Origin of the sequence: Acrocarpospora catenulata, from assembly GCF_018476525.1 — a bacterium.
Classification (GTDB): Bacteria; Actinomycetota; Actinomycetes; order Streptosporangiales; family Streptosporangiaceae; genus Acrocarpospora; species Acrocarpospora catenulata.
Genome location: NZ_JAHCST010000013.1, coordinates 192,944 through 213,722 on the forward strand (window position 1 = coordinate 192,944; position 20,779 = coordinate 213,722).

Consider the following 20,779-nt stretch of genomic DNA (forward strand, 5'->3'; position numbering starts at 1 on the left):
GCCAAATCGCTCCAGACGGGTCGATTTCTTGGGAACTCCATATCATGATCAAGGAGGGACCATCATAAATCGGAGATAGAGGGGCATCGGTGACACAGGAATCCTTGCCAAGGGGCTGGAGTCGGGATGTTCCGCGCCGGGAGCTCAGGCCAGGCGAACGCCCGCCTCGGTCGGACACGGTTCGCACGGTCTACGCGGTGGCACTCTGGCTGGCCACGCTGGGCGTACCGTTCGTGGTCGGTGTCCGTTTCGCCCGCGCGGACCCCACGGGTAACGAGGTGGCGTCCGCGGTGCTCGGGCTCCTCATGGCGCTGGTGCCGCATTTGATCGTCGGTCTCCTGGTGGCGGAGCGGGTTTCGCTCAGCAGGCGGGACATATTCCGCGGGCACAGCTGGGCTCGACGGGCCGCATTTCTCCCCTACCGGGACTGGCCTCCGTTGCCGAGTGAGGTCGATCGGCTGGAGCGGATAGTGGTGGAAGGTGACAAACGTCGCGTCTTCCGCTTTAGGGAGGAAGGCGGAGAAAGCCGGGTGGAATGAGGGCTCGGAGCGTCTTGTTTACCTTAGAGGAGCGGAGTCTGTGGGGGCATTGTGGCCTGTGTCCATGGTGAGGGTCCTGGGGCGACTCCTGAAGTGGTGTACGCCGTCAGGCATGGGCAGAGTACGGCCAACGCCGCGTTTCTCGACCCGAAGGCCGTGGTTCCGGCCGACGACGGGGCGATCAGCCTGACCGAGTTGGGTGGACGGCAGGCTGGAGCCGTGGGTCTTTGGCTGGCCGGGTTGCCGGATGCGGAAATGCCGGACATGGTGTGGTGCTCGCCGTATCTGCGGGCCGTACAGACCTGGGAGGTGGCGTCCAGGGAACTCGGACCACGACCGGCACCGTGCTACCGGATCGACTCCCGGCTCCGGGACCGCTACCGGGGACAACTGAGCCATCTGCGCCCCGCCGAGGTGCGGGAGCGTTTCCCGGAGGAGTACGCCAAGGAGGCCGCCGACAGCCTCGGATACCGCCCGCCTGACGGGGAATCGTTCCTGGACGTGGCCGAACGCCTGCGAGACGTGGTGACCGACATCGAAGCCGACCGGCACCGCCGGGTGCTGATCGTGGCCCACGACGCGGTGGTGCTCTTCCTCCGGATGATCCTGGAGAAACTGACCCACGCCGAAGTGCTGACCATCGCCGACGGCGGCCTCGCCGGAAACGCCTCCGTCACCAGCTGGCACCGGAGCGAGGGCGCCTACCGCCTGGTCACCTACGACGACCGCACCCACCTGAAGGGAACCTCCTGACGAAGAGAGGGCAGGAATCATGACCGGCCCAAAGAGACCCGAAAGCTTCAGAGACCGCCTCTGGGCGGAGATCTCCCCCACCATGGAACGCCCGAAGAGCCCCCTCAACCTCCGGATCGCCCTGGCCGCCTTCGGCCTGATCGTCACCGCGACCCTGGCCGCCCTCGCCGCCCTGGCCGACTGGGCCCTCGCCGCCGCCATCCTCTCGGTGATAGCCGCCTTCTCCATCGGCAACCTCGCCACCCTCATCTACATCCGCTCCAAGCGCGGCGGCAGCCACTCCCTCTTCGAGTAGAAGGCGCGGTCCTTCCGGTGTTGTTGTCACCATGATCACCTCAGTACTCTCGGCCGGTGGTGAGTGATCTCGGATTCACGTGTTCATGCTGTGGGCAGCGGCACGACGGTCTGCCCTTGGGCTTTTCGACGGAGGCTCCCGTCTACTGGATGCCCGAGATGGCCGATGACCCGGACTGCGGGCTGAGCTCCGACCAGTGCGTGATCCAGCGGCAGGCGTTCTTCGTGCGCGGGTTGATCGAGATCCCCGTGACCGACCTCGGCGAGGTGTTCAGCTGGGGCGTCTGGGTCTCGCTCAGCCCCGAGAAGTTCGCTCGCGCCACAGAACTCTGGGAGATCCCCGGCAGGGAGAGCGAACCCCCCTACTTCGGCTGGCTGTCCACAGACCTGCCCATCTACTCGTCAACGATCAACCTCAAGACCAACCTGCACACCCGCCCAGTCGGGCAACGCCCGCTCATCGAACTGGAGCCCACCGACCACCCACTGGCCGTCGAACAGCGAAATGGGATCACCACGGCCCGGCTCCAGCAGATCACCGAGACCCTCCTCCACCCAGACCAGTAGACCGCACGGGCAACTCCTGCGCCGTTCTCGCCGCCCATGGAGCAGTCGTTCTTGATCGCTGGTCAGGCGATGGTGAAGGAGATCCACACCTCCGGGGGAACGTCGGGCCGGTTCGGCACGGGCCGGCGTTCCTCCGTCCACGCATCGCCGGCGATCTCGGTGGCGACGCGCCGCCAGAACGCGACGGCCGCCGTGTTCGAGTCCTGGAAGGCGACCTTCCACGGGCCGGGGTGCCGGGAGATCACCTCCCGCCAGAAGCAACATCCGGCCGGAAAGGTAAATCCAGCGGCTTTGGACCTCCGCTGAGGCAGCTCTCGCCGCCGCCCGGTGCCCGGTCGGGTTGGGGAACGACTTGGGGAGTTGAGTTGGGTGCTTGACAAGGTATAGGGGTGGCTTCAGGCTGTTGCGTATGGTGCGGGTGGTTTCGTTAGGCGGAACTGGGGTGGTGTGGTGGGGAGTTTGATTTCTACGCTTCCTGGGCGCTACTACGCGGATGCGGAGATCTTTGAGATCGAGCAGCGGGCCGTGTTTGAGGCGATGTGGTTCTGTGTGGTTCGGGGGTCGGATCTGCCGAAGGTGGGGGCGTTCCGGACGGTTCAGGTGGGGAGGGAGAGCATTCTCGTCACCCGGGCCAAGGATGGGGTGCGGGCGTTTTACAACGTGTGCCGGCATCGGGGGGCGACGTTGTGCGCGGCGGAGTCCGGGGAGGTTCGGCGGGCGTTTTCGTGTGCGTATCACGCGTGGAGTTATGACCTGGACGGGAAGCTCATCGCGGCGCCGAACATGTCGGATATGCCAGATCTGGACAGAGTGGCGTACGGGCTGGTCAAGGTGCATGTGCGGGAATGGCTGGGATACGTGTGGGTGTGCCTGGCCGAGGAACCGCCGTCGTTCGAGGAGACCGTGCTCGGCGCGGTGACCGAACGACTGGGAGCGCTGGACCTGATCGACAACTACGAACCCACCACACTCGACCTGGGCCGCAGAATCACCTACGACGTGAAGGCCAACTGGAAGCTGATCGTCGAGAACTTCATGGAGTGCTACCACTGCGGCACGATCCACCCGGAACTCGTCGAGGTGCTCCCGGAGTTCGCCGACGGCTACGCCGCACAGTACTACGTAGGCCACGGCGCCCTGTTCGGCGAGAACATCCAGGGTTTCACCGTGGACGGCTCCCCCGGCGTAGACCGAATCCCGTCACTCGCCGACGAACAGGACCGCCGCTACTACGCGATCACCATCAAGCCCCAGGTCTTCATCAACCTGGTCCCCGACCACGTGATCATCCACCGCATGTTCCCCCTCGCCGTCGACCGCACGATCGTCGAATGCGACTGGCTCTTCCTCCCAGAGGTCGTCGCAAGCGGCAAAGATCTGGATAAATCAGTAGAACTCTTCCACCGCGTCAACGAACAGGACTTCGAAGCCTGCGAGCGCTGCCAGCCAAGGATGTCCTCCCGCGTCTACGCGGACGGCGGCGTACTAGTCCCCAGCGAACACCACATCGGCATCTTCCACGACTGGGTCAAGGACCAGATCGCGCGTGCCCCAGCCGCGCGCTGATCTCCTCGGCCCCCGCCACCAGTGTCGGCGCCATCGCGTGCACCCGCTCCTCGGTCAGCCGGTAGGCGGGCCCGGACGCGCTGACCGCCGCCACCACCTCCCCATGAAAGGAGCGCACCGGCGCGGCAACCGCGTTGAGCCCATCCTCCAGTTCCTCCAGAGTCACCGCATACCCCCGCCCCCGAGCCAGCGCGAGCTCCTTCTCCAGCTTCCGCGCCGAAGTGATGGTCCGCCCGGTGAAGCGTTCCAGCGTGATCCGCCCGAGCAACTCGGGATCGGCATGAGCGAGCAGCATCTTCCCACTGGAGGTGGCGTGCAACGGCGTGAGCTGCCCGATCCAGTTGTACGCGGTAACCGCCGACGGCCCCCGCACCTGGTCCAGATTGACCGCGTACACCGCCCGCAACACCGCGATGTTGACGGTCTCCCCCAGCTCCTCCGCCAGCCGCTGACACACCGGCCGCGCCCGCCGCACGATGTCCAACTGCGTGTCGACCCCGGCCGCCAGCCGTACCAGACCGAACCCCAGCCGGTACTTCCCCCGCTCCTCGCTCTGCTCCACCAGCCCACGCGCCTCCAGGGCGCCGAGCAGCCGGAACGCGGTCGACTTGTGCACATCGATCTCGGCGGCGATCTCGCTGACCCCCGCCTCCCCCTTGCGCGCCAGGATCTCCATCACCGAGATGGCCCGGTCGACCGACTGGACACCCCCACTCTCGTTGCGCATGACGCAACTCTACCCGCCACTCGGAAAAGATTAAATCTCTGTTGCTAGTAGTGAAACGTGGTGCGCATGGCGCTACGATTCGGCAAAAGCGGAGGGGTCATGACATATGACTTCATCATCGTCGGCGGTGGCTCGGCCGGCTGCGCGCTGGCCAACCGGCTGTCGGCCGACCCGGGCACCCGCGTGCTGGTCCTGGAGGCCGGCCGCCCGGACTATCCGTGGGACGTGTTCATCCACATGCCGGCCGCCCTCGCCTTCCCCATCGGCAGCCGCTTCTACGACTGGAAGTACGAGTCCGAGCCAGAACCGCACATGGGCGGCCGCCGGATCTACCACGCCCGGGGCAAGGTGCTCGGCGGGTCGAGCAGCATCAATGGGATGATCTTCCAGCGCGGCAACCCGCTCGACTACGAGCGCTGGGCCGCCGACCCCGGCATGCGGACCTGGGACTACGCGCACTGCCTGCCGTACTTCAGGAAGATGGAGAACTGCCTGGCCGACCCCGGGACCGAGTTCCGGGGTCATGACGGACCGCTGGCCCTGGAGCGCGGCCCCGCCACCAGCCCGCTCTTCCCGGCGTTCTTCGAGGCCGTGCAGGAGGCCGGCCACCCGCTGACCGACGACGTGAACGGCTTCCGCCAGGAGGGCTTCGCGGCCTTCGACCGCAACATCCGCAACGGCCGCCGCCTCTCGGCGGCCCGCGCCTACCTCCATCCGGTACGCCACCGGCCCAACCTCACCGTGAAGACCCGGACCCTGGTCACCAGAATCCGCTTCGAGGGGACAAAAGCGGTCGGCGTCGAGTGCGACGGCAGGCGTTACGACGGCAAGGAGATCATCCTCTGCGGGGGTGCCATCAACTCACCCCAACTGCTGCAACTCTCCGGCGTGGGCAACGCGGACGAACTACGAAATATCGGGATAAAGCCGGTCCATCATCTCCCCGGGGTGGGTGAGAACCTTCAGGACCATCTGGAGGTCTACATCCAGCACGGATGCAGCCAGCCGGTGTCCATGCAGCCGTACCTGAAGTGGCGGAACCGCCCGTGGGTGGGCGCGCGGTGGCTGTTCGGGCGGAGCGGACCCGGCGCGACCAACCACTTCGAGGCGGGCGGCTTCGTCCGGAGCAACGATGAGGTGCCCTACCCGAACCTGATGTTCCACTTCCTCCCGATCGCCATCCGGTACGACGGCTCGGCCCCGGCGGGCGGGCACGGCTACCAGGTGCACGTGGGGCCGATGTACTCCGACGCCCGCGGCTCAGTGAAAATCACCTCACCGGATGCCCGGAAACATCCGGCGCTGCGGTTCAACTACCTGTCCACCGCGCAGGACCGCCGCGAATGGGTGGAAGCCGTACAGGTCTCCCGGCACATTCTCGGACAACCGGCGCTCAAGCCGTACAGCACCGGGGAGATCTCGCCCGGGCCCGGGGTGGAGACCGACGAGGAGATCCTCGACTGGGTGGCCAGGGACGGTGAGACCGCACTCCACCCGTCGTGCACCAACCGCATGGGGGTGGATGAGATGTCGGTGCTGGATCCGCTGACCATGCGGGTGCACGGGCTGGACGGCCTCCGGGTGGTGGACGCCAGCGCCATGCCGTACGTGACCAACGGGAACATCTACGCCCCGGTGATGATGCTGGCCGAGAAAGCGGCCGATCTGATCCTCGGCAACACCCCCCTACCGCCACAGAAGACCGCCTTCTATCGCAAACCCTGACCCGTTAGGCCTAAACGAAGATGACAGATGACCCCCTCCTGCGTGTACGCGGACTCTGGAAGATCTTCGGCCCGAAGGCCGAGCGCTGGGTCGGCAGCCCGCTGTCCCGCCGCGAGCTGAAGGAGCAGACCGGGTGCGTGGCCGCGGTCCGGGACGTCGGCTTCGCGGTACGGCCCGGTGAGGTCTTCGTGGTGATGGGGCTGTCCGGATCCGGCAAGTCCACCCTGGTGCGCTGCCTGACCCGGCTGATCGAGCCCACCGCCGGGGAGATCGTCTTCGACGGCGAGGACGTCCGCCGAGCCGACGAGAAACGGCTCAGGGAGCTGCGCCGCCACCGCCTGGCCATGGTCTTCCAGCACTTCGGCCTGCTGCCGCACCGCCGGGTGCTGGACAACGTGGCCTTCGGCCTGGAGATCCGGGGCAGCGGAAAGCAGGAGCGGTACCGGCGGGCGGCGGAGGTGCTGGAACTGGTCGGCCTGGCCGGATTCGAGAACTCCTACCCCGACCAGCTCTCCGGCGGCATGCAGCAGCGGGTGGGCCTGGCCAGGGCGCTGGCCGTGGACCCCGACCTGCTCCTGTTCGACGAACCGTTCTCCGCGCTGGACCCGCTGATCCGGCGCGAGATGCAGAACGAGGTCATCCGGCTGCACCGCGAGGTGGGCAAGACCATGGTGTTCATCACCCACGACCTGGCCGAGGCGCTGAAGCTGGGCGACCGGGTGCTGATCATGCGGGACGGCGAGCTGGTGCAGACCGGGACGCCGGACGAGGTGGTGGGCGCCCCCGCCGACGACTACGTGCGGGACTTCGTCAGCGATGTGCCGCGCTCGCACGTGCTGACGCTGCGCTGGGTGATGCGCGACCCGCTGCCCGGCGAGCCGCTGGACGGGCCCGAACTGGGCCCGGACGAGATCATCCGGAACGCCGTGCGCACGGTGCTGTCGGCCGACCGCCCGGTCCGGGTGGTGGACAAGGACGATCTGCTCGGCGTGGTGACCAGCGCGGAGATCCTCGAAATGATCGCCCGATGACCGCGCTCACGGCGGTCGCCGCCCGGCTGCCCGCCCGCCGCTACTTACTCGGCGCGGTGCTGGCCGCCTGGGTGCTCGGTGCCGTGCTGCTGTCCGGGCGGGACACCCTGGCCCTCGGCGGGGCCGAGCTGACCCCGCTGCACGGCCGGGTCAACGAGGTCTGGGACACCGTCGACGACAATCGGAACAGCAACCCGTTCTTCCTGTACTTCGTGAACTACATCCGGCTGGTCCTGGACGAGTCGGTCACCTTCGTGCAGGCGCTGCTCAGCCAGCCCTCCTTCGGACGGCCGGTGCCGGTGCTGGGCTGGCTGGGCGTGGTGGCGGTGGCCGGGGCGGTCACCTACCTGTTCGGGAACCTGCGGGCCGCCCTGCTGACCGTGGCCGGTTTCGTGTCCTTCGGGCTGCTCGGGCTCTGGCAGGAGAGCATGGACACGCTGGCGCTGACCCTCACCGCCGTGGCGTACTCGCTGGCGGTCGGCGTCCCGCTGGGGATCTGGGCGGGGCTCAGCGACCGGTTCCTGCGGCTGGTCACCCCGGTGCTGGACTTCATGCAGACCATGCCGACCTTCGTGTACCTGGCGCCGCTCACCCTGTTCTTCCTGATCGGCCCGGCCAGCGCGACCATCGCGACGATGATCTACGCGATTCCCCCGGCGATCCGGATCACCGCGTACGGCATCCGCGAGGTCTCCCCCGTCGCCGTGGAGGCCGGGACCTCACTGGGGGCGACCCCCCGGCAGATCCTCCGGCGGGTACGGCTGCCGCTGGCCAAGCGCACCATCGTGGTCGGGGTCAACCAGACGATCATGGCGGCGCTGGCCATGGCCACCATCGCGGCGCTGATCGACGCGCCCGGCCTGGGCAAGACCGTGCTGAAGGCGCTCCAGACGCTGGACATCGGGTCGGCCTTCAACGCCGGTCTGGCCATCGTGATCATGGCGGTGGTGCTGGACCGGGCGACCACGGCCGCCGGTCAACGGGTGGCCGGTCACGCGCGGCGGCGCATCGAGATCGCGGCCCTCCTGGGGGCGGCGGGCGTGGCGGTGTACCTGGCCTACACCTACGTCTGGGCGGCGGTGTTCCCACCCGAGGCCGATCTCGGGCCGTACGTGCGGCAGGCGGCGGACTCGGCCAGCGTCTGGGTCCAGGACAGCCTCACCGGGTTCACCGACGCGCTCAAGAACGCGGTCACCTACGGCCTGCTCAACCCGCTGGAATCGCTGCTGGCCGGGTCCCCGTGGTGGCTGGTGGCGCTCGCGGGCGTGGCGGTGGCCGCCCTGCTCGGCGGAACGCGGGCCGCCGCGGTGACCGTGCTCGGCATGGCCGCGCTGGTCGGCCTGGGACTCTGGCAGGACAGCATGGTGACGCTGGCCGCCACGCTGGTGGCCACGGCGCTGGTGCTGGCGCTTGGGGTGGTCGTCGGGGTCTGGATCGGGCGCAGCGACCGCGCCGACGCGGTGCTCCGGCCGGTGCTGGACGCGGGCCAGACCATGCCCGCCTTCGTCTACCTGGTCCCGATTCTCGGCCTGTTCGGCCCTACCAGGTTCACCGCGATCATCGCGGCTGTGGTGTTCGCCGCGCCGGTGGCCGTCAAGCTGGTCGCCGAGGGCATCCGGGGGGTTCCCGCGACCACGGTGGAGGCCGCCAGGTCGGCCGGTTCCAGCCCCTGGCAGGTGATCACCAAGGTGCAGCTGCCGATGGCGCGCGGCGCGGTGGCGCTGGCCGCCAACCAGGGCCTGATCTACGTGCTCTCCATGGTCGTGGTGGGCGGGCTGGTCGGGGCCGGGGCGCTCGGCTACGACGTGGTGGCCGGGTTCTCCCAGCATCAACTGCGCGGCAAGGGCCTGGCGGCCGGGCTGGCCATCGTCGTGCTGGGCATCGTGCTGGACCGCGTGACACGGGCGGCCCAGGCCAGATCGGGGTCAACCAAGGAGGATGTATGGCGCGTCGAAAGATAGCTCTGGCCGCTGGGGCCGTACTGGTGCTGGCCGGGTGTGGCGGGGCCAAGGTGGGCGAGACACCCCCAGCCGCGGGCACCGCCGGGTCCGGGTCGGCCCCCGCCGCCGCCTGCGGCACGGTCAACCTGGCCATCAACCCCTGGGTCGGGTACGAGGCCAACGCGGCGGTGATCGCGCACGTCGCGGAGAGCAAACTCGGCTGCACAGTGGTCAAGAAGGACCTCAAGGAGGAGGTGGCCTGGCAGGGCTTCGCCACCGGTGAAGTGGACGCCGTGGTCGAGAACTGGGGCCACGACGACCTGAAGAAGAAGTACATCGAGGACCAGAAGGTCGCCGTGGACGCGGGCCTGACCGGCAACAAGGGCGTGATCGGCTGGTACGTCGCCCCTTGGATGGCCGCCAAGTACCCCGACATCACCGACTGGCAGAACCTCAACAAGTACGCCGATCTATTCAAAACCTCCGAGTCCGGCGGCAAGGGCCAGTTACTGGACGGCGACCCGTCGTTCGTAACCAACGACGAGGCCCTGGTGAAGAACCTCAAACTCGACTACAAGGTCGTGTACGCAGGCAGCGAGGCAGCCCTCATCACCGCCTTCCGACAGTCCGAGAAGGACCAGAAGCCGATCATCGGCTACTTCTACGAGCCCCAGTGGTTCCTGTCCGAACTGAAACTCGTCAAGGTCAACCTCCCCACCTACACAGCCGGCTGTGACGCGGACCCAGAAAAGATCGCCTGCGACTACCCCTTGTACGAACTGGACAAGATCGTAAGCAAGAAGTTCGCCGACTCCGGCAGCCCCGCCTACGAACTGGTCAAGAACTTCACCTGGACCAACGACGACCAGAACCTAGTCGCCAAGTACATCTCCGAAGACAAGATGACCCCCGCCGACGCAGCGGCCAAGTGGGTCAGCGAGAACGAGACCAAGGTCGCGGCCTGGCTGGGCTGATCCGGCGGCGGCCAGGTCGTCCGATCCGGACGGCCTGGCCGCGCCCGGCGGCTCCGCGGAATCAGATAATCTGATCAGATGAAGGTGATGACTGCCACTGAAGCGTCTCGAAGCTTCGCGACCGTTCTGGATGAGGCCGAGCGCGGCGAGACGATCGTGGTCACCCGTGGCGGTAAGCAAATCGCCGTGATCGGTCCCGCACCCACGGCCCCAGGCCGTATGGTCAAGGCGTTCCTGGCGAGAAGCGCGGGGACGCTGGACGCGGACTTCGAGACCGACGTGGCGGCGGCCCGCGAGGTGGTCGACGACGAGATGAGGGGTACGTGGCCCGACGCCTGATCCTGGACACCGGCGTGCTCATTGCCGCCGAGCGCGGCAAGGCGTCCGTGGACACGGTGATCGGGGACACGGATGATGTGGCGATCGCGGCGATCACCGTGGCCGAGTTGCTCGTCGGCGTGGAGATGGCCGATGCGGCCCGACGGCCCAACCGGCAGGCCTTCGTCGACGAAGTCCTCGCGTTGATCCCCGTCGAGGAGTACACCACGGACGTCGCCAGAGTCCATGCACGCCTCATGGTCCATGTCCGGCGGGAAGGCAAGATACGAGGAGCGTACGATCTCCTGATCGCAGCGACAGCTGCGGCTACCGCGAGAACCGTGATCACGATGGACGCGTCGGCCGCATTCGACGATCTTCCCGGCGTGCGTGCGCAGATCGTCTCCCGCTGATTCCGAGGGCAATGGAGGTAGCGTTGCGTATCACGCGGAGTTGCGTGCTCGGCCTGACGGTGGTTGTGGCGGCGGCCGCGTGTTCACGTGGCCCATCCCTGCAGGAGATCGGCTCTCGGCTTGCCGAGGACGGCAGGGCTGTCATGGCTTGGGACGACTGGGTGGACGAACGCACCACCAACCCGGCCACCATTGACGTCCGATGCGGCAGCGGCGGGTCCAAACGTATGTTCACCGCCACCGGCCAATTGCCCACGCTTAACCCGGATCCGGACAAGAAGCTCGATACAGCATCAACGCAGATCGAAGCCAGATTCGAAGAACGAGGATACCTGCCCGACCTCACCGTGCCAGACCAGTCGGACGTCATCGACTCGCGCACCATCGGCATGGTCAAGAAGGAGCCCAGGCTACGGTTCTCCGTCACCATGACGCTGCCGTCGGAGACAAGGATCGCTGTAGAGATCAGCGGAGAGACCGAGTGCCAGTAGTCGGCCGCTGCGGTGGTCGAGCCGAGAGGGCGCTGGTCATGGCTGCTCTTCGTATCCTTTCGCGGTCACCGCGGACCTGCCGCTGGTTACTGCGTCGGCCCCTTGGTCGGCCTTCTTATCAAAGGTCGCGCCATCACCGTGCTTGTCAGTGGAATCAGACCATCTCTCGAACGCCTCGGATTTCGCGCTGTCCTTGACTAGATCATCCACCGGAAGTGGCCTGCCGTCCTTCATCAGGGCGGGCGGCCATGGTGGGTCAGCGGGAAACCCTCCTTCCCACAGGCTGGTGGCGACCTCGTAGTGCTGGGCGAGGACCCATCGGTCGTACTCACTGACAGTCCTGCCCGCCCGGCTGGTCGCCTCGTCTCCCTCCGCCCAGGCGTCCAGTTTCTCGCCGATGATGAACATGGCCCCCTCCCAGAGGAATTCACCTACCTTCTCCGCACCAGGCACCCTGTCCAACACGACCGACGCGGCATCGGTGATCATTCCGCGCATGTCCTCGTCGAAGGCGTCCATGTCGCCGCGGACTTTCAGCGCAGCCGCATACTCCAGACCCGCCATGTTGCCGATCGCACCGGCCGTTTCCTCGAAAAATCCGGGATCCTTGGGTGGATTTCCCCGAATCGCTTCGCCGTCGATGCGTGCGGATTCCACCAGGACATCACGACGAAGCCCGGCCATCGCCTGATCGAACATACGTGTGTTCTGCTCGTCGGCGACGAAGGTCTTCAGGAAGCCGTAGGTGTCCTTCGGGCTCAGATAGAAGGCCGGCGTCAGCCCGGGAACCATCGAGAAGCCGGGTGGTGCGGCCATGCCGGAGCCGCGATAGGCGCCGTCGCGGATGCGTGCCCCGGTCAGTAGTTCGTGCCGATATGAGGCGGCCAGTTTGGCCATCGTCTCCTGGAGGGCAGGCGGCATGTTCTGGCCGATGGAGGCGGCTCCGGTGATCGTGCTGAAAGCGAAGCGGGCTGCGTCGGAACTGTGCGCGCCCGGCTGCTCGTCAAGACCCGCCCCTGCCACCAGCACCTTGCGGAGCGCATCCGGCGTGTGATCTCCCTCTTGCCTGGCATGCTGGAACAGCGCGCTCATTCGCTGCGTACCGGTCACCCCGTCGGCCGGAGTGCCCGTCTCGGCGAACACCGACCGGATCGCCACCGGATCATCGGCGATCACCTGCAACGCCAGCGCGACCGCATCGTCCGGCATGCCGTACGCACGGCTTTCCACCATTCCCGCGCCCCGCCAGTCCTGCGGCGAGCATCGCCACGAACGCCGCCGACGCCTCCGCGTCACCGGCCAGGTTCTCCAGGTCGCGAATGTGCGCATGCACCATCTCGCCCTTGAGTTCCGCGGTGAAGTCGTTGTTGGCGATAATGCCCGCGCCGAACATCTTGGCCAGGCCTTCGCCGTACGCATAGGCCTCGGCCAGCGACATCCGCACCTCGGGTATCGGCACCAACGCGTCCCCGAACCCGGCCCCGCCCAGCCGGTTGGTGGCCATCGCCAGGTCGTGGCGGCGGCGCATCGCCGGTAGCTGGCCCTGCGCCCAGGCGCCGATCTGGTCCAGCTCGGTCAGTGCCGAGGTGTCCACCCCGAGCCGCGCGAACTCGCCCCGGAACCGCTGCACGAACGTCCGCAACGTCGTCGCGTCCTCGTCCATCGATTTGATCATTGCCAGCAGTCGGTCCGGGTCGACCCCTCGGAACTCTGAGCTGTAGGGCAGCGGCATCACAACCGTCCGGTCCGCTGCCGCCGGTAGGCATCCGCCGTCGACTCCGACACCTGGGCCGGCTGTCCGGCCAGTGCTTCCTCAATCGCCGTCACCAGCCGATTCGAAGCTCGCCGCACCTGCATCCGGCGCTGCCCGAGGTCATCCCGCCAGCTACGCGCGTCCGGGCCGAGCCATACCAGCCCGCTACCCATGTCCTGGTCGGTCTTCGCCAGCGCCCGCTCGACCATGTCCGCGTCGGCGAGGATCTGGCGCCGCAGCTCCATCAGCGCCGCGTGTATCGGATTCGTCACCTCAGCCATCCGGTGCCCCGCACTCCCGTGCCACCAGCGCAGCAAGCGAATGCGAGGGCCAGCGTCTCAGCCGCCACGCTATGTGACGCTGTCACACCATGCAGTGGGCGGCAATCCGCCATACCGAACCGCTATACCACTGACCCGGTGAATCACGGCGAACGTATCTGATCTTCTGATCGGACGGAGATCAGCCCCGCTCCCCCAATCGATCTTGATCCGATACGGGAATCTTGACACTGTTTGTGCGGCACGGGACGCTTGTTGCGGTTAGCGCGGATGGTTGCGCGTGTTGCAACGGCGGAGGTGGGTATGCCGGGCGTTGTCATCATTGGCGCGGGGGTGGTGGGGGCCGCGCTTGCCGATGAGTTGTCGGTGCGGGGTTGGACCGATGTGACCGTGGTCGATCAGGGGGATGTGCCGGCGACCGGGGGGTCCTCGTCGCATGCGCCTGGGCTGGTGTTTCAGACCAATTCCTCTAAGGCGATGGCTGAGATGGCCAGGTACACCGTGGAGAAGTTGGTCGGGCTGGGGTGTTTCCAGCAGGTGGGTGGGCTGGAGGTGGCGACCGGGCCGGAGCGGCTGCGGGAGTTGCATCGGCGGTATGGGTGGGCGACCGCGTGGGGGCTTGAGGCGGAGTTGCTCGGGCCGGAGGAGTGTGTGGCGCGGCATCCGCTGCTGGATCCCGGCAAGGTTCTGGGTGGGTTGTTCCTGGCGAGCGACGGGCTGGCGTTGGCGGTGCCGGCGGTGGCGGCGCAGTTGGAGCGGGCTCGGGCGCGAGGAGTGCGGGTGCTTCCCCGGCATGAGGTGGTGGAGATTTCCGTCGATGGCGGGCGGGTCACCGGGGTCGTCACGGACAAGGGCGAAATTTCGGCTGATGTGGTGGTTTGTTGTGCGGGGATCTGGGGGCCCAAGGTCGCGCGCATGGTGGGTATGGAACTGCCGCTGACGCCGTTGGCGCATCAGTTGGCCTGGACGGAACCCCTGCCGGAGCTGGAAGGGGAGCGTGAGACGCAGATTCTCCGGCATCAGGATGCCGACCTGTATTTCCGGAGCCGGGAAGGCAGGCTGGGGGTCGGGTACTACGGGCACCGGCCGATGCCGATCGCGCCGGACGACATCCTCGGGGTGGACGTGGCCGAGGTGATGCCGTCCGTGATGGCCTTCACTCCGGACGACTTCGCCGACGCCTGGGACGAGACGCGGACGCTGATGCCCGCCACCCGGGCGGCGAAGATCGAGGAAGGCATCAACGGGCTCTTCTCGTTCACCACCGACAACATGCCGCTGCTCGGGGAGTCCCGGGAGGTGCGCGGGTTCTGGGTGGCCGAGGCGGTCTGGGTGACCCACTCCGCTGGCGTGGCGCGGGCGGTGGCCGAGTGGCTCGTTGACGGTCATTCCTCGGTTGACCTGCACGAATGTGACGTCAACCGGTTCGAGCGGCACCAGTTGGCGCCCGACTACGTGCTGGCCAGGGGCTGCCAGAACTACGTGGAGGTGTACGACATCATCCACCCGCTCCAGCCGATGGAGGACCCCCGGCCGCTGCGCACCAGCCCGTTCCATGTCCGGCAGCGGGAGCTCGGCGCGTACTTCCTGGAGGCGTCCGGCTGGGAGCGCCCGCACTGGTACGAGGCCAACGCGACCCTGCCCGCTCCCGAGCACGTCCCCAACGACTGGGCGGCGCGGTACTGGTCGCCGATCGTCGGCGCGGAGGCCGTGGCCACCCGGCAGAGCGTCGCGATATACGACATGTCCGCATTGAAGCGGTTGGAGGTGGCCGGGCCGGGAGCGACGGCTTTCCTGCAACGTATGACCACTGGAGACGTGGACAAGTCCATCGGTTCGGTGACGTACTGCCTGCTGCTGGATGTGGATGGGGGCATCCGCAGCGACATCACGGTGGCCCGGCTCGGCGAGGACCGCTACCAGGTCGGGGCCAACGGGGAACTGGACCTCGACTGGCTGGAGCGGCACCGGCCGCCCGAGGTTTTCCTGCGCGACATCACCGCGGGGACCTGCTGCCTGGGGGTGTGGGGACCGCGAGCCAGGGAGCTGGTGCAGCCGCTGACCTCGATCGATCTGACCGCGCTGCGGTACTTCCGGGGGGCGAGCGGGTTCCTGGGCAACGTTCCGGTGACCATGCTCCGGCTCTCGTACGTCGGGGAGCTCGGCTGGGAGATCTACACCACGGCCGACATGGGGCTCAAGCTGTGGGACACGCTGGCCGGGGCCGGGGTGATCGCGGCGGGCCGGGGGGCGTTCGCGAGCCTGCGGCTGGAGAAGGGCTACCGGTCGTTCGGGGTGGACATGACCTTCGAGCACGATCCGTACGAGGCGGGGCTGGGCTTCGCGGTCCGGCTCGGGAAGGGGGACTTCGTCGGGCGGGAGGCGGTGCTGCGCCGGAAGGAGGAGGTCCGGCGGCGGTTGTGCTGCCTGCTGCTGGACGAGGTGGTGATGGGCAAGGAGCCCGTGTACCACCAAGGACGCTGTGTCGGATATGTCACCAGCGCCGGATACGGCTACACGATCGGGCGGGGGATCGCGTACGCGTGGTTGCCCGCCGAGTTGGCCGAGCCGGGGACGGCCGTGGAGATCGGGTACTTCGAGCGGCGGCTGGCGGCGCAGGTGGCGGCGGAGCCGCTCTTCGATCCGGCGATGGAACGGCTGCGGGGGTAGGGCGTGCATCCGGATCGGTTGTGGGAGTCGGCGGAGCCGAAGCGGTCGTACGAGGTGGTGATCGTGGGCGCCGGCGGGCACGGCCTGGCCACGGCGTACTATCTCGCGAAAAATCATGGAATTTCGGATGTGGCCGTTCTGGAGCGGGGGTGGCTGGCCGGGGGCAACATGGCCAGGAACACCACGATCATCCGGTCCAACTACCTCTGGGATGAGAGCGCGGGGATCTACGAGCACGCGCTGAAACTCTGGGAGGGCCTGGAGGCCGAACTCGACTATCCGCTGCTGTTCAGCCAGCGCGGGGTGCTCAACCTGGCGCACAGCTTCCAGGATGTCCGGGACGGGGTCCGGCGAGTGGAGGCCAACCGGGTCAACGGCGTGGACGCGGAGTGGCTGGACCCCGAACAGGTCCGCGAGGTCTGCCCGATCGTGAACATCAGCCCACATGTCCGATATCCGGTACTAGGGGCGACATTTCAGCCTCGGGGGGGAATCGCGAAGCACGATCATGTGGCCTGGGGGCTGGCCCGGAGGGCGTACCAGCTGGGGGTCGACCTGGTCGAGCACTGCGAGGTCGAGTCCGTCGAGGTGGTGGACGGGCGGGCGGTGGCCGTACAAACCAGCCGGGGACGGATCACGGCGAACAAGATCGTGCTGTGCGCGGCGGGCAGGACCTCACCGCTGGCCGAGTCGGCCGGGATCCGGCTGCCGCTCCAGAGCCACACCCTGCAGGCCCTGGTCTCGGAGCTGCTGGAACCCGTGCACCCCACCGTGGTCATGTCCAACGCGGTACACGTCTACGTGAGCCAGGCGCACAAGGGCGAACTGGTGATGGGTGCCGGAATCGACGCCCCCAACTCCTACCGGCAGCGCGGGAACTTCGCCGTCATCGAACGGCAGATGGCCGCCGCGCTCGAACTGTTCCCGGTGTTCGCACGGGCGCACGTGCTCCGCACCTGGGGCGGGGTGGTGGACGTCTCCCCCGACGCCTCGCCGATCGTCGGCCTGTCCCCGGTCGAGTCGCTCTACCTGAACTGCGGCTGGGGCACCGGCGGCTTCAAGGCCACCCCCGGCGTCGGCTGGTGCCTCGCGCACACCATCGCCCACGACGAACCCCACCCGCTCAACGCGCCTTTCAGTCTCGACCGGTTCACCACCGGCGCGCTGGTCGACGAGCACGGCGCCGCCGCCGTGGCCCACTGACGGAGACCCCCATGCTGCTCATCCCCTGCCCCTGGTGCGGGCCCCGCGACGAGGCCGAGTTCCACTACGGCGGGCAGGCGCACGTCGCCTACCCAGCCGACCCCGCCGCGCTCTCGGACGAGGAGTGGGGACGGTACCTGTTCTTCCGCGACAACCCGGCCGGGCCCTTCGCCGAACGGTGGAGCCATTCGGCAGGGTGCCGCCGCTGGTTCAACGTGGTCCGGGACACCTCGACCAACCGCATCGTCCCCCAGGAGGCCAACCGGTGAACCGGCACCCGAAGTTGGGGTCCGTCGACCGTGGCCGGGTGGTGCGGTTCGTCTTCGACGGGCGGGAGTACACCGGCCATCCCGGGGACACGCTCGCCTCGGCGTTGCTCGCCAACGGCGTACGGCGGGTGGGCACGAGCGTCACGCACGGCCGTCCCCGGGGGATCTTCGCGGCCGGGGCCGAGGAGCCCAACGCCGTCGTGCAGATCGAGGAGCCGTTCCCCGAGCCGATGGTCCCGGCGACCATGGTCGAGCTCTACGACGGGCTGGTGGCCAGCGGTCTCGCCGGTCGCGGCCGGCTCGCCGACCGGCCCGATCCTGCCAGGTACGACGGGATGTACGCGCACTGCGAGGTGCTGGTGGTCGGCGGCGGACCGGCCGGACTGGCCGCCGCCGAGGAGGCCGCGCGTTCCGGCGTCCGGGTGATCCTCGCGGACGAGCGCACCCCGGCCGCTCCCCCTGGCGTGCGGCTTCTCCCCCGTACCACCGTCATCGGGTACTACGACGACAACTACCTGATCGCGGTCGAACGCCGTTCCGAGGCGGGGACGGCCAGGGAACGCCTCTGGCGCATCCGGGCCGGGCACGTCGTCCTAGCGACCGGCGCTCACGAACGCTCGATCGCCTTCGCCGGGAACGACCTGCCCGGGGTGATGCTGGCGGGAGCGGCCCGGACCTACCTCACCCGGTACGGCGTGCTCCCCGGCCGCCGCGCGGTCGTCTTCACCACCAACGACAGCGCCTACCTCGCGGCTGAAGACCTGGCCCGGGCCGGTGTCGAGATCGCGGCAATCGTGGACGTGCGTCCGACGCCCGCCCCAACCGACATCGAAGTCATATCCGGAAATTTCGTGACCGAGGCGCGGGGTGACGGGGAGGTCTCCTCAGTCCTGGTGGGGTCGCGGGAACTGGAGGCCGACCTGCTCCTGGTCTCCGGCGGCTGGAACCCCGTCGTCCACCTGTTCGGCCAGTCCGGCGGCACCCTGCGCTACGACGACGACCTGGCCGCGCTCGTCCCCGGCGAATCACCCCAGGCCGTCACGGTGGCCGGGGCCGCCCGCGGGGTCTTCGGCCACGCGGACTGCGTACAGGACGGAATCCGCGCGGCCCGCGCGGCACTCGGGCAGACCGCACCCGAACCTCCGCCGACCTCCCGGCAGCACGCCTGCTGGCTGGTCCCCGCGACGGACTACACGCGGCATTTCGTGGACCTCCAGCGCGATGTCACCGTGGCCGACATCCACCGCGCCACGGGCGCCGGGCTCCGCTCGGTCGAGCACGTCAAGCGGTACACCACCGCCGGAACCGCCCACGACCAGGGCAAGACCTCCGGCCTGCTGACCACCGCCGTGATGGCCCGCACGCTGGGCGTCTCCCCCGCCGACCTGGGCAGCACGACGTTCCGCGCCCCGTACACGCCGGTCTCCTTCGCGGCGCTGGCCGGACGGGACCGGGGAGACCTGCACGACCCGGTCCGAGTGACCGCGCTGCACGACTGGCACGCCGCGCACGGCGCGCTCTTCGAGAATGTCGGCCAGTGGAAGCGCCCCTGGTACTACCCCGGTGACGGCGAGGACATGGACACCGCCGTGCTCCGCGAGTGCAGAGCGGCCCGGGAGGGCGTGGCCGCCATGGACGCCTCCACCCTCGGCAAGATAGACATCCGAGGCCCGGACGCCGCCGAGTTCCTCGACCGCCTCTACACGAACCTGATGAGCACCCTGAAGGTCGGCTCGATCCGGTACGGCGTGCTGTGCCGTCTGGACGGCATGGTCTTCGACGACGGCACCGCCATCCGCCTGGCCGAGGACCACTACCTGGTCACCACCACCACCGGAAACGCGGCGGCCGTGCTCGACTGGATGGAGGAGTGGCTCCAGACCGAGTGGCCGGACCTGCGCGTGCACTGCACCTCGGTCACCGAACAGTGGGCCACGGTGGCCCTGGTCGGCCCGGGATCCCGCGCGGTGCTCGCCGAACTCGCGCCGGACCTGGCGGTGGACTCGGCGAGTTTCCCGTTCATGACCTGGCGGGAGGCCGACGTGGCGGGCATCCCGGCCCGGATCTGCCGGATCAGCTTCTCCGGCGAACTCGCCTACGAGATCAACGTCAGCTGGTGGTACGGCCTGGCCCTCTGGGAGGCGGTGATGTCCCGCGACGTCACCCCGTACGGCACGGAGACCATGCACGTCCTGCGCGCCGAGAAGGGCTACCCCATCATCGGCCAGGACACCGACGGCACCGTCACCCCCCACGACCTCGGCCTGTCCTGGCTGGTCTCCAAGAAGAAGGCCGACTTCCTCGGCAAGCGCTCCTTCACCCGCCAGGACACCGCCCGCTCCGACCGCAAACGCCTGGTCGGCCTGCTCCCCGCCACCCGCCTCCGCGAGGGCTCCGCCCTGCTGGCCGACGGGCGCATGGTCGGCCACGTGACCTCCAGCTACCTCAGCGCCGCCCTGGGCCGCCCGTTCGCGCTGGCCCTGGTGGCGGGCGAGCACACCACGCTGACCACCCTCGACGGCACCCCCGCCGAGGTGACCTCCCCCGTCTTCTACGACCCGGAAGGACGCCGCCGCGATGGCTGAACGCCGCAGCCCGCTCTCCGGCCTCGATGTCGAGCTCCCCGGCGTGACCGTGACGGAGGTTCCGTACCTGACCCAGCTCAACGTCCGCACCGCCACTCCCCTGACCCCGCCCAACACCACCCGCCGGGACGGCGACGTGACCACGGTCTGGCTGGGCCCCGACGAGTACCTGCTCATCGGCCCCGGTGAGATCGCCACGCCCGGCGTGGACGTCTCCGCCCACCGCACCACCATCCGCCTGACCGGGCCCCGCGCCCGCGACCTGCTGGCCCACGGCTGCGCGCTCGACCTGCATCCGTCGGTCTTTCCCCCGGGCCGCTGCGCCCAGACCCTGTTCGCCCGCACCCCGATCATCCTCATCGCCACCGAGGACGGCTACCTGATCCTGGTCCGTTCCTCCTTCGCCCGCCACCTGGCCGACTGGCTGCTGGACGCGGGCTCGGAGGGCACGGTCCGCTACGGACGGAAGCCGTTTGCGTCACCAAAAGGCCACGACTTCTGACGGTCATTGACCCGTCAACACGGCCCGGTTAACGCTCTCGGTGAACGTGATCCAGAAGGAGGAAGCCGTCATGACCTCAAGGGTTTCCCGATGGTCCGCCCGCGTTCATTCGCACGTCACTGTGCGAAGGGACGACTTGTCTAACTTCTTCAACCAAGTTCTACTACAACGTTCCATC

22 protein-coding genes and 1 pseudogene are annotated in these 20,779 nt (G+C 68.1%); 18 read left to right on the forward strand and 5 right to left on the reverse strand.

What is annotated here, in order from left to right:
* The first annotated feature begins 197 nt into the window (after nucleotides 1-197).
* The 4 genes from KIP79_RS16485 (at nucleotide 198) to KIP79_RS16500 (ending at nucleotide 2,153) form a co-directional block, all read left to right on the forward strand.
* Nucleotides 198-539, forward strand: coding sequence for a hypothetical protein (locus KIP79_RS16485; protein WP_214105689.1), 342 nt, complete (start codon nucleotides 198-200; stop codon nucleotides 537-539).
* Nucleotides 540-632: 93 nt separating this feature from the next.
* Nucleotides 633-1,292 (forward strand): histidine phosphatase family protein, encoded by a 660-nt coding sequence (locus KIP79_RS16490; protein ID WP_214105690.1) that lies wholly within the window; start codon nucleotides 633-635, stop codon nucleotides 1,290-1,292.
* 82 nt (nucleotides 1,293-1,374) lie between these two features.
* On the forward strand, nucleotides 1,375-1,587 hold the full coding sequence (locus KIP79_RS16495) for a hypothetical protein (RefSeq protein WP_214105691.1): 213 nt from the start codon (nucleotides 1,375-1,377) through the stop codon (nucleotides 1,585-1,587).
* A gap of 59 nt (nucleotides 1,588-1,646) precedes the next feature.
* Nucleotides 1,647-2,153, forward strand: a complete 507-nt coding sequence (locus tag KIP79_RS16500) for a DUF2199 domain-containing protein (RefSeq protein WP_308169747.1) — start codon at nucleotides 1,647-1,649, stop codon at nucleotides 2,151-2,153.
* 62 nt (nucleotides 2,154-2,215) lie between these two features.
* On the opposite strand, the gene KIP79_RS16505 is transcribed toward KIP79_RS16500, so the two are convergent.
* Nucleotides 2,216-2,398, reverse strand: coding sequence for a hypothetical protein (locus KIP79_RS16505; protein WP_214105693.1), 183 nt, complete (start codon nucleotides 2,396-2,398; stop codon nucleotides 2,216-2,218).
* A 292-nt stretch (nucleotides 2,399-2,690) separates the two neighbouring features.
* Here KIP79_RS16505 and KIP79_RS49470 point away from each other — a divergent pair.
* Nucleotides 2,691-2,936 (forward strand): annotated as a pseudogene (locus KIP79_RS49470) (Rieske (2Fe-2S) protein); the annotation flags it as partial.
* 9 nt (nucleotides 2,937-2,945) lie between these two features.
* On the forward strand, nucleotides 2,946-3,719 hold the full coding sequence (locus KIP79_RS16510; protein ID WP_308169750.1) for an SRPBCC family protein: 774 nt from the start codon (nucleotides 2,946-2,948) through the stop codon (nucleotides 3,717-3,719).
* Here the strand turns inward: KIP79_RS16510 and KIP79_RS16515 are convergent.
* Nucleotides 3,682-4,446: an IclR family transcriptional regulator gene (locus KIP79_RS16515; RefSeq protein WP_214105694.1), complete on the reverse strand. Its 765-nt coding sequence runs from the start codon at nucleotides 4,444-4,446 to the stop codon at nucleotides 3,682-3,684. The two genes, KIP79_RS16510 and KIP79_RS16515, sit on opposite strands and share 38 nt — an antisense overlap.
* A 99-nt stretch (nucleotides 4,447-4,545) precedes the next feature.
* Here KIP79_RS16515 and betA point away from each other — a divergent pair, with 99 nt between their 5' ends.
* The 7 genes from betA to KIP79_RS16550 all read left to right on the forward strand — a co-directional run bounded on the left by betA (nucleotide 4,546) and on the right by KIP79_RS16550 (nucleotide 11,338).
* On the forward strand, nucleotides 4,546-6,171 hold the full coding sequence (gene betA / locus KIP79_RS16520; protein ID WP_214105695.1) for a choline dehydrogenase: 1,626 nt from the start codon (nucleotides 4,546-4,548) through the stop codon (nucleotides 6,169-6,171).
* A gap of 20 nt (nucleotides 6,172-6,191) precedes the next feature.
* On the forward strand, nucleotides 6,192-7,202 hold the full coding sequence (locus KIP79_RS16525; protein ID WP_214105696.1) for a quaternary amine ABC transporter ATP-binding protein: 1,011 nt from the start codon (nucleotides 6,192-6,194) through the stop codon (nucleotides 7,200-7,202).
* On the forward strand, nucleotides 7,199-9,163 hold the full coding sequence (locus KIP79_RS16530; protein WP_214105697.1) for an ABC transporter permease subunit: 1,965 nt from the start codon (nucleotides 7,199-7,201) through the stop codon (nucleotides 9,161-9,163). The genes KIP79_RS16525 and KIP79_RS16530 overlap by 4 nt, the downstream gene beginning before the upstream one ends.
* Nucleotides 9,145-10,116, forward strand: coding sequence for an ABC transporter substrate-binding protein (locus tag KIP79_RS16535; RefSeq protein ID WP_214105698.1), 972 nt, complete (start codon nucleotides 9,145-9,147; stop codon nucleotides 10,114-10,116). The genes KIP79_RS16530 and KIP79_RS16535 overlap by 19 nt, the downstream gene beginning before the upstream one ends.
* A gap of 78 nt (nucleotides 10,117-10,194) precedes the next feature.
* A complete protein-coding gene (locus KIP79_RS16540) occupies nucleotides 10,195-10,455 on the forward strand; it encodes a type II toxin-antitoxin system Phd/YefM family antitoxin (protein WP_214105699.1) in 261 nt (86 codons plus the stop codon).
* Entirely contained in the window at nucleotides 10,440-10,847 is a 408-nt protein-coding gene (locus KIP79_RS16545) for a PIN domain-containing protein (protein ID WP_214105700.1), read from the forward strand. The genes KIP79_RS16540 and KIP79_RS16545 overlap by 16 nt, the downstream gene beginning before the upstream one ends.
* Nucleotides 10,848-10,891: 44 nt before the next feature.
* Nucleotides 10,892-11,338 (forward strand): hypothetical protein, encoded by a 447-nt coding sequence (locus KIP79_RS16550; RefSeq protein ID WP_214105701.1) that lies wholly within the window; start codon nucleotides 10,892-10,894, stop codon nucleotides 11,336-11,338.
* 36 nt (nucleotides 11,339-11,374) lie between these two features.
* Here the strand turns inward: KIP79_RS16550 and KIP79_RS16555 are convergent, their stop codons facing one another.
* From KIP79_RS16555 to KIP79_RS16565, 3 genes are read right to left on the reverse strand one after another with little or no spacing between them, the layout of a single operon-like run.
* Nucleotides 11,375-12,547 (reverse strand): hypothetical protein, encoded by a 1,173-nt coding sequence (locus KIP79_RS16555; protein WP_214105702.1) that lies wholly within the window; start codon nucleotides 12,545-12,547, stop codon nucleotides 11,375-11,377.
* Nucleotides 12,501-13,013: a hypothetical protein gene (locus KIP79_RS16560; protein WP_214105703.1), complete on the reverse strand. Its 513-nt coding sequence runs from the start codon at nucleotides 13,011-13,013 to the stop codon at nucleotides 12,501-12,503. The genes KIP79_RS16555 and KIP79_RS16560 overlap by 47 nt, the downstream gene beginning before the upstream one ends.
* A gap of 56 nt (nucleotides 13,014-13,069) precedes the next feature.
* The gene (locus KIP79_RS16565) at nucleotides 13,070-13,363 is read right to left on the reverse strand and encodes a hypothetical protein (RefSeq protein WP_214105704.1); all 294 of its coding nucleotides are present in this window, start codon (nucleotides 13,361-13,363) and stop codon (nucleotides 13,070-13,072) included.
* Between the two features lie 312 nt (nucleotides 13,364-13,675).
* On the opposite strand from KIP79_RS16565, the gene KIP79_RS16570 reads away from it, so the two are divergent.
* The 5 genes from KIP79_RS16570 to KIP79_RS16590 are packed head-to-tail and all read left to right on the forward strand — an operon-like array spanning nucleotide 13,676 to nucleotide 20,601.
* Nucleotides 13,676-16,042 (forward strand): GcvT family protein, encoded by a 2,367-nt coding sequence (locus KIP79_RS16570; RefSeq protein ID WP_214105705.1) that lies wholly within the window; start codon nucleotides 13,676-13,678, stop codon nucleotides 16,040-16,042.
* 3 nt (nucleotides 16,043-16,045) lie between these two features.
* Nucleotides 16,046-17,245, forward strand: a complete 1,200-nt coding sequence (locus KIP79_RS16575) for a sarcosine oxidase subunit beta family protein (RefSeq protein ID WP_214105706.1) — start codon at nucleotides 16,046-16,048, stop codon at nucleotides 17,243-17,245.
* An 11-nt stretch (nucleotides 17,246-17,256) separates the two neighbouring features.
* Entirely contained in the window at nucleotides 17,257-17,514 is a 258-nt protein-coding gene (locus KIP79_RS16580) for a sarcosine oxidase subunit delta (protein ID WP_214105707.1), read from the forward strand.
* A complete protein-coding gene (locus KIP79_RS16585) occupies nucleotides 17,511-20,099 on the forward strand; it encodes a 2Fe-2S iron-sulfur cluster-binding protein (protein ID WP_308169748.1) in 2,589 nt (862 codons plus the stop codon). Before KIP79_RS16580 ends, KIP79_RS16585 begins: the two co-directional genes overlap by 4 nt.
* Entirely contained in the window at nucleotides 20,092-20,601 is a 510-nt protein-coding gene (locus KIP79_RS16590) for a sarcosine oxidase subunit gamma (protein ID WP_214105708.1), read from the forward strand. Before KIP79_RS16585 ends, KIP79_RS16590 begins: the two co-directional genes overlap by 8 nt.
* Nucleotides 20,602-20,779: the final 178 nt, after the last annotated feature.

Excerpts from the sequence above, each read along its gene's own strand:
- KIP79_RS16495 (WP_214105691.1), top strand. The coding sequence starts at position 1,375 with ATGGAACGCCCGAAGAGCCCCCTCAACCTCCGGATCGCCCTGGCCGCC.
- KIP79_RS16510 (WP_308169750.1), top strand. The coding sequence starts at position 2,946 with ATGCCAGATCTGGACAGAGTGGCGTACGGGCTGGTCAAGGTGCATGTG.
- KIP79_RS16515 (WP_214105694.1), bottom strand. The coding sequence starts at position 4,446 with ATGCGCAACGAGAGTGGGGGTGTCCAGTCGGTCGACCGGGCCATCTCG.
- betA (WP_214105695.1), top strand. The coding sequence starts at position 4,546 with ATGACATATGACTTCATCATCGTCGGCGGTGGCTCGGCCGGCTGCGCG.
- KIP79_RS16525 (WP_214105696.1), top strand. The coding sequence starts at position 6,192 with ATGACAGATGACCCCCTCCTGCGTGTACGCGGACTCTGGAAGATCTTC.
- KIP79_RS16530 (WP_214105697.1), top strand. The coding sequence starts at position 7,199 with ATGACCGCGCTCACGGCGGTCGCCGCCCGGCTGCCCGCCCGCCGCTAC.
- KIP79_RS16535 (WP_214105698.1), top strand. The coding sequence starts at position 9,145 with ATGGCGCGTCGAAAGATAGCTCTGGCCGCTGGGGCCGTACTGGTGCTG.
- KIP79_RS16540 (WP_214105699.1), top strand. The coding sequence starts at position 10,195 with ATGAAGGTGATGACTGCCACTGAAGCGTCTCGAAGCTTCGCGACCGTT.
- KIP79_RS16555 (WP_214105702.1), bottom strand. The coding sequence starts at position 12,547 with ATGCCGGACGATGCGGTCGCGCTGGCGTTGCAGGTGATCGCCGATGAT.
- KIP79_RS16560 (WP_214105703.1), bottom strand. The coding sequence starts at position 13,013 with ATGATCAAATCGATGGACGAGGACGCGACGACGTTGCGGACGTTCGTG.
- KIP79_RS16570 (WP_214105705.1), top strand. The coding sequence starts at position 13,676 with ATGCCGGGCGTTGTCATCATTGGCGCGGGGGTGGTGGGGGCCGCGCTT.
- KIP79_RS16580 (WP_214105707.1), top strand. The coding sequence starts at position 17,257 with ATGCTGCTCATCCCCTGCCCCTGGTGCGGGCCCCGCGACGAGGCCGAG.
- KIP79_RS16590 (WP_214105708.1), top strand. The coding sequence starts at position 20,092 with ATGGCTGAACGCCGCAGCCCGCTCTCCGGCCTCGATGTCGAGCTCCCC.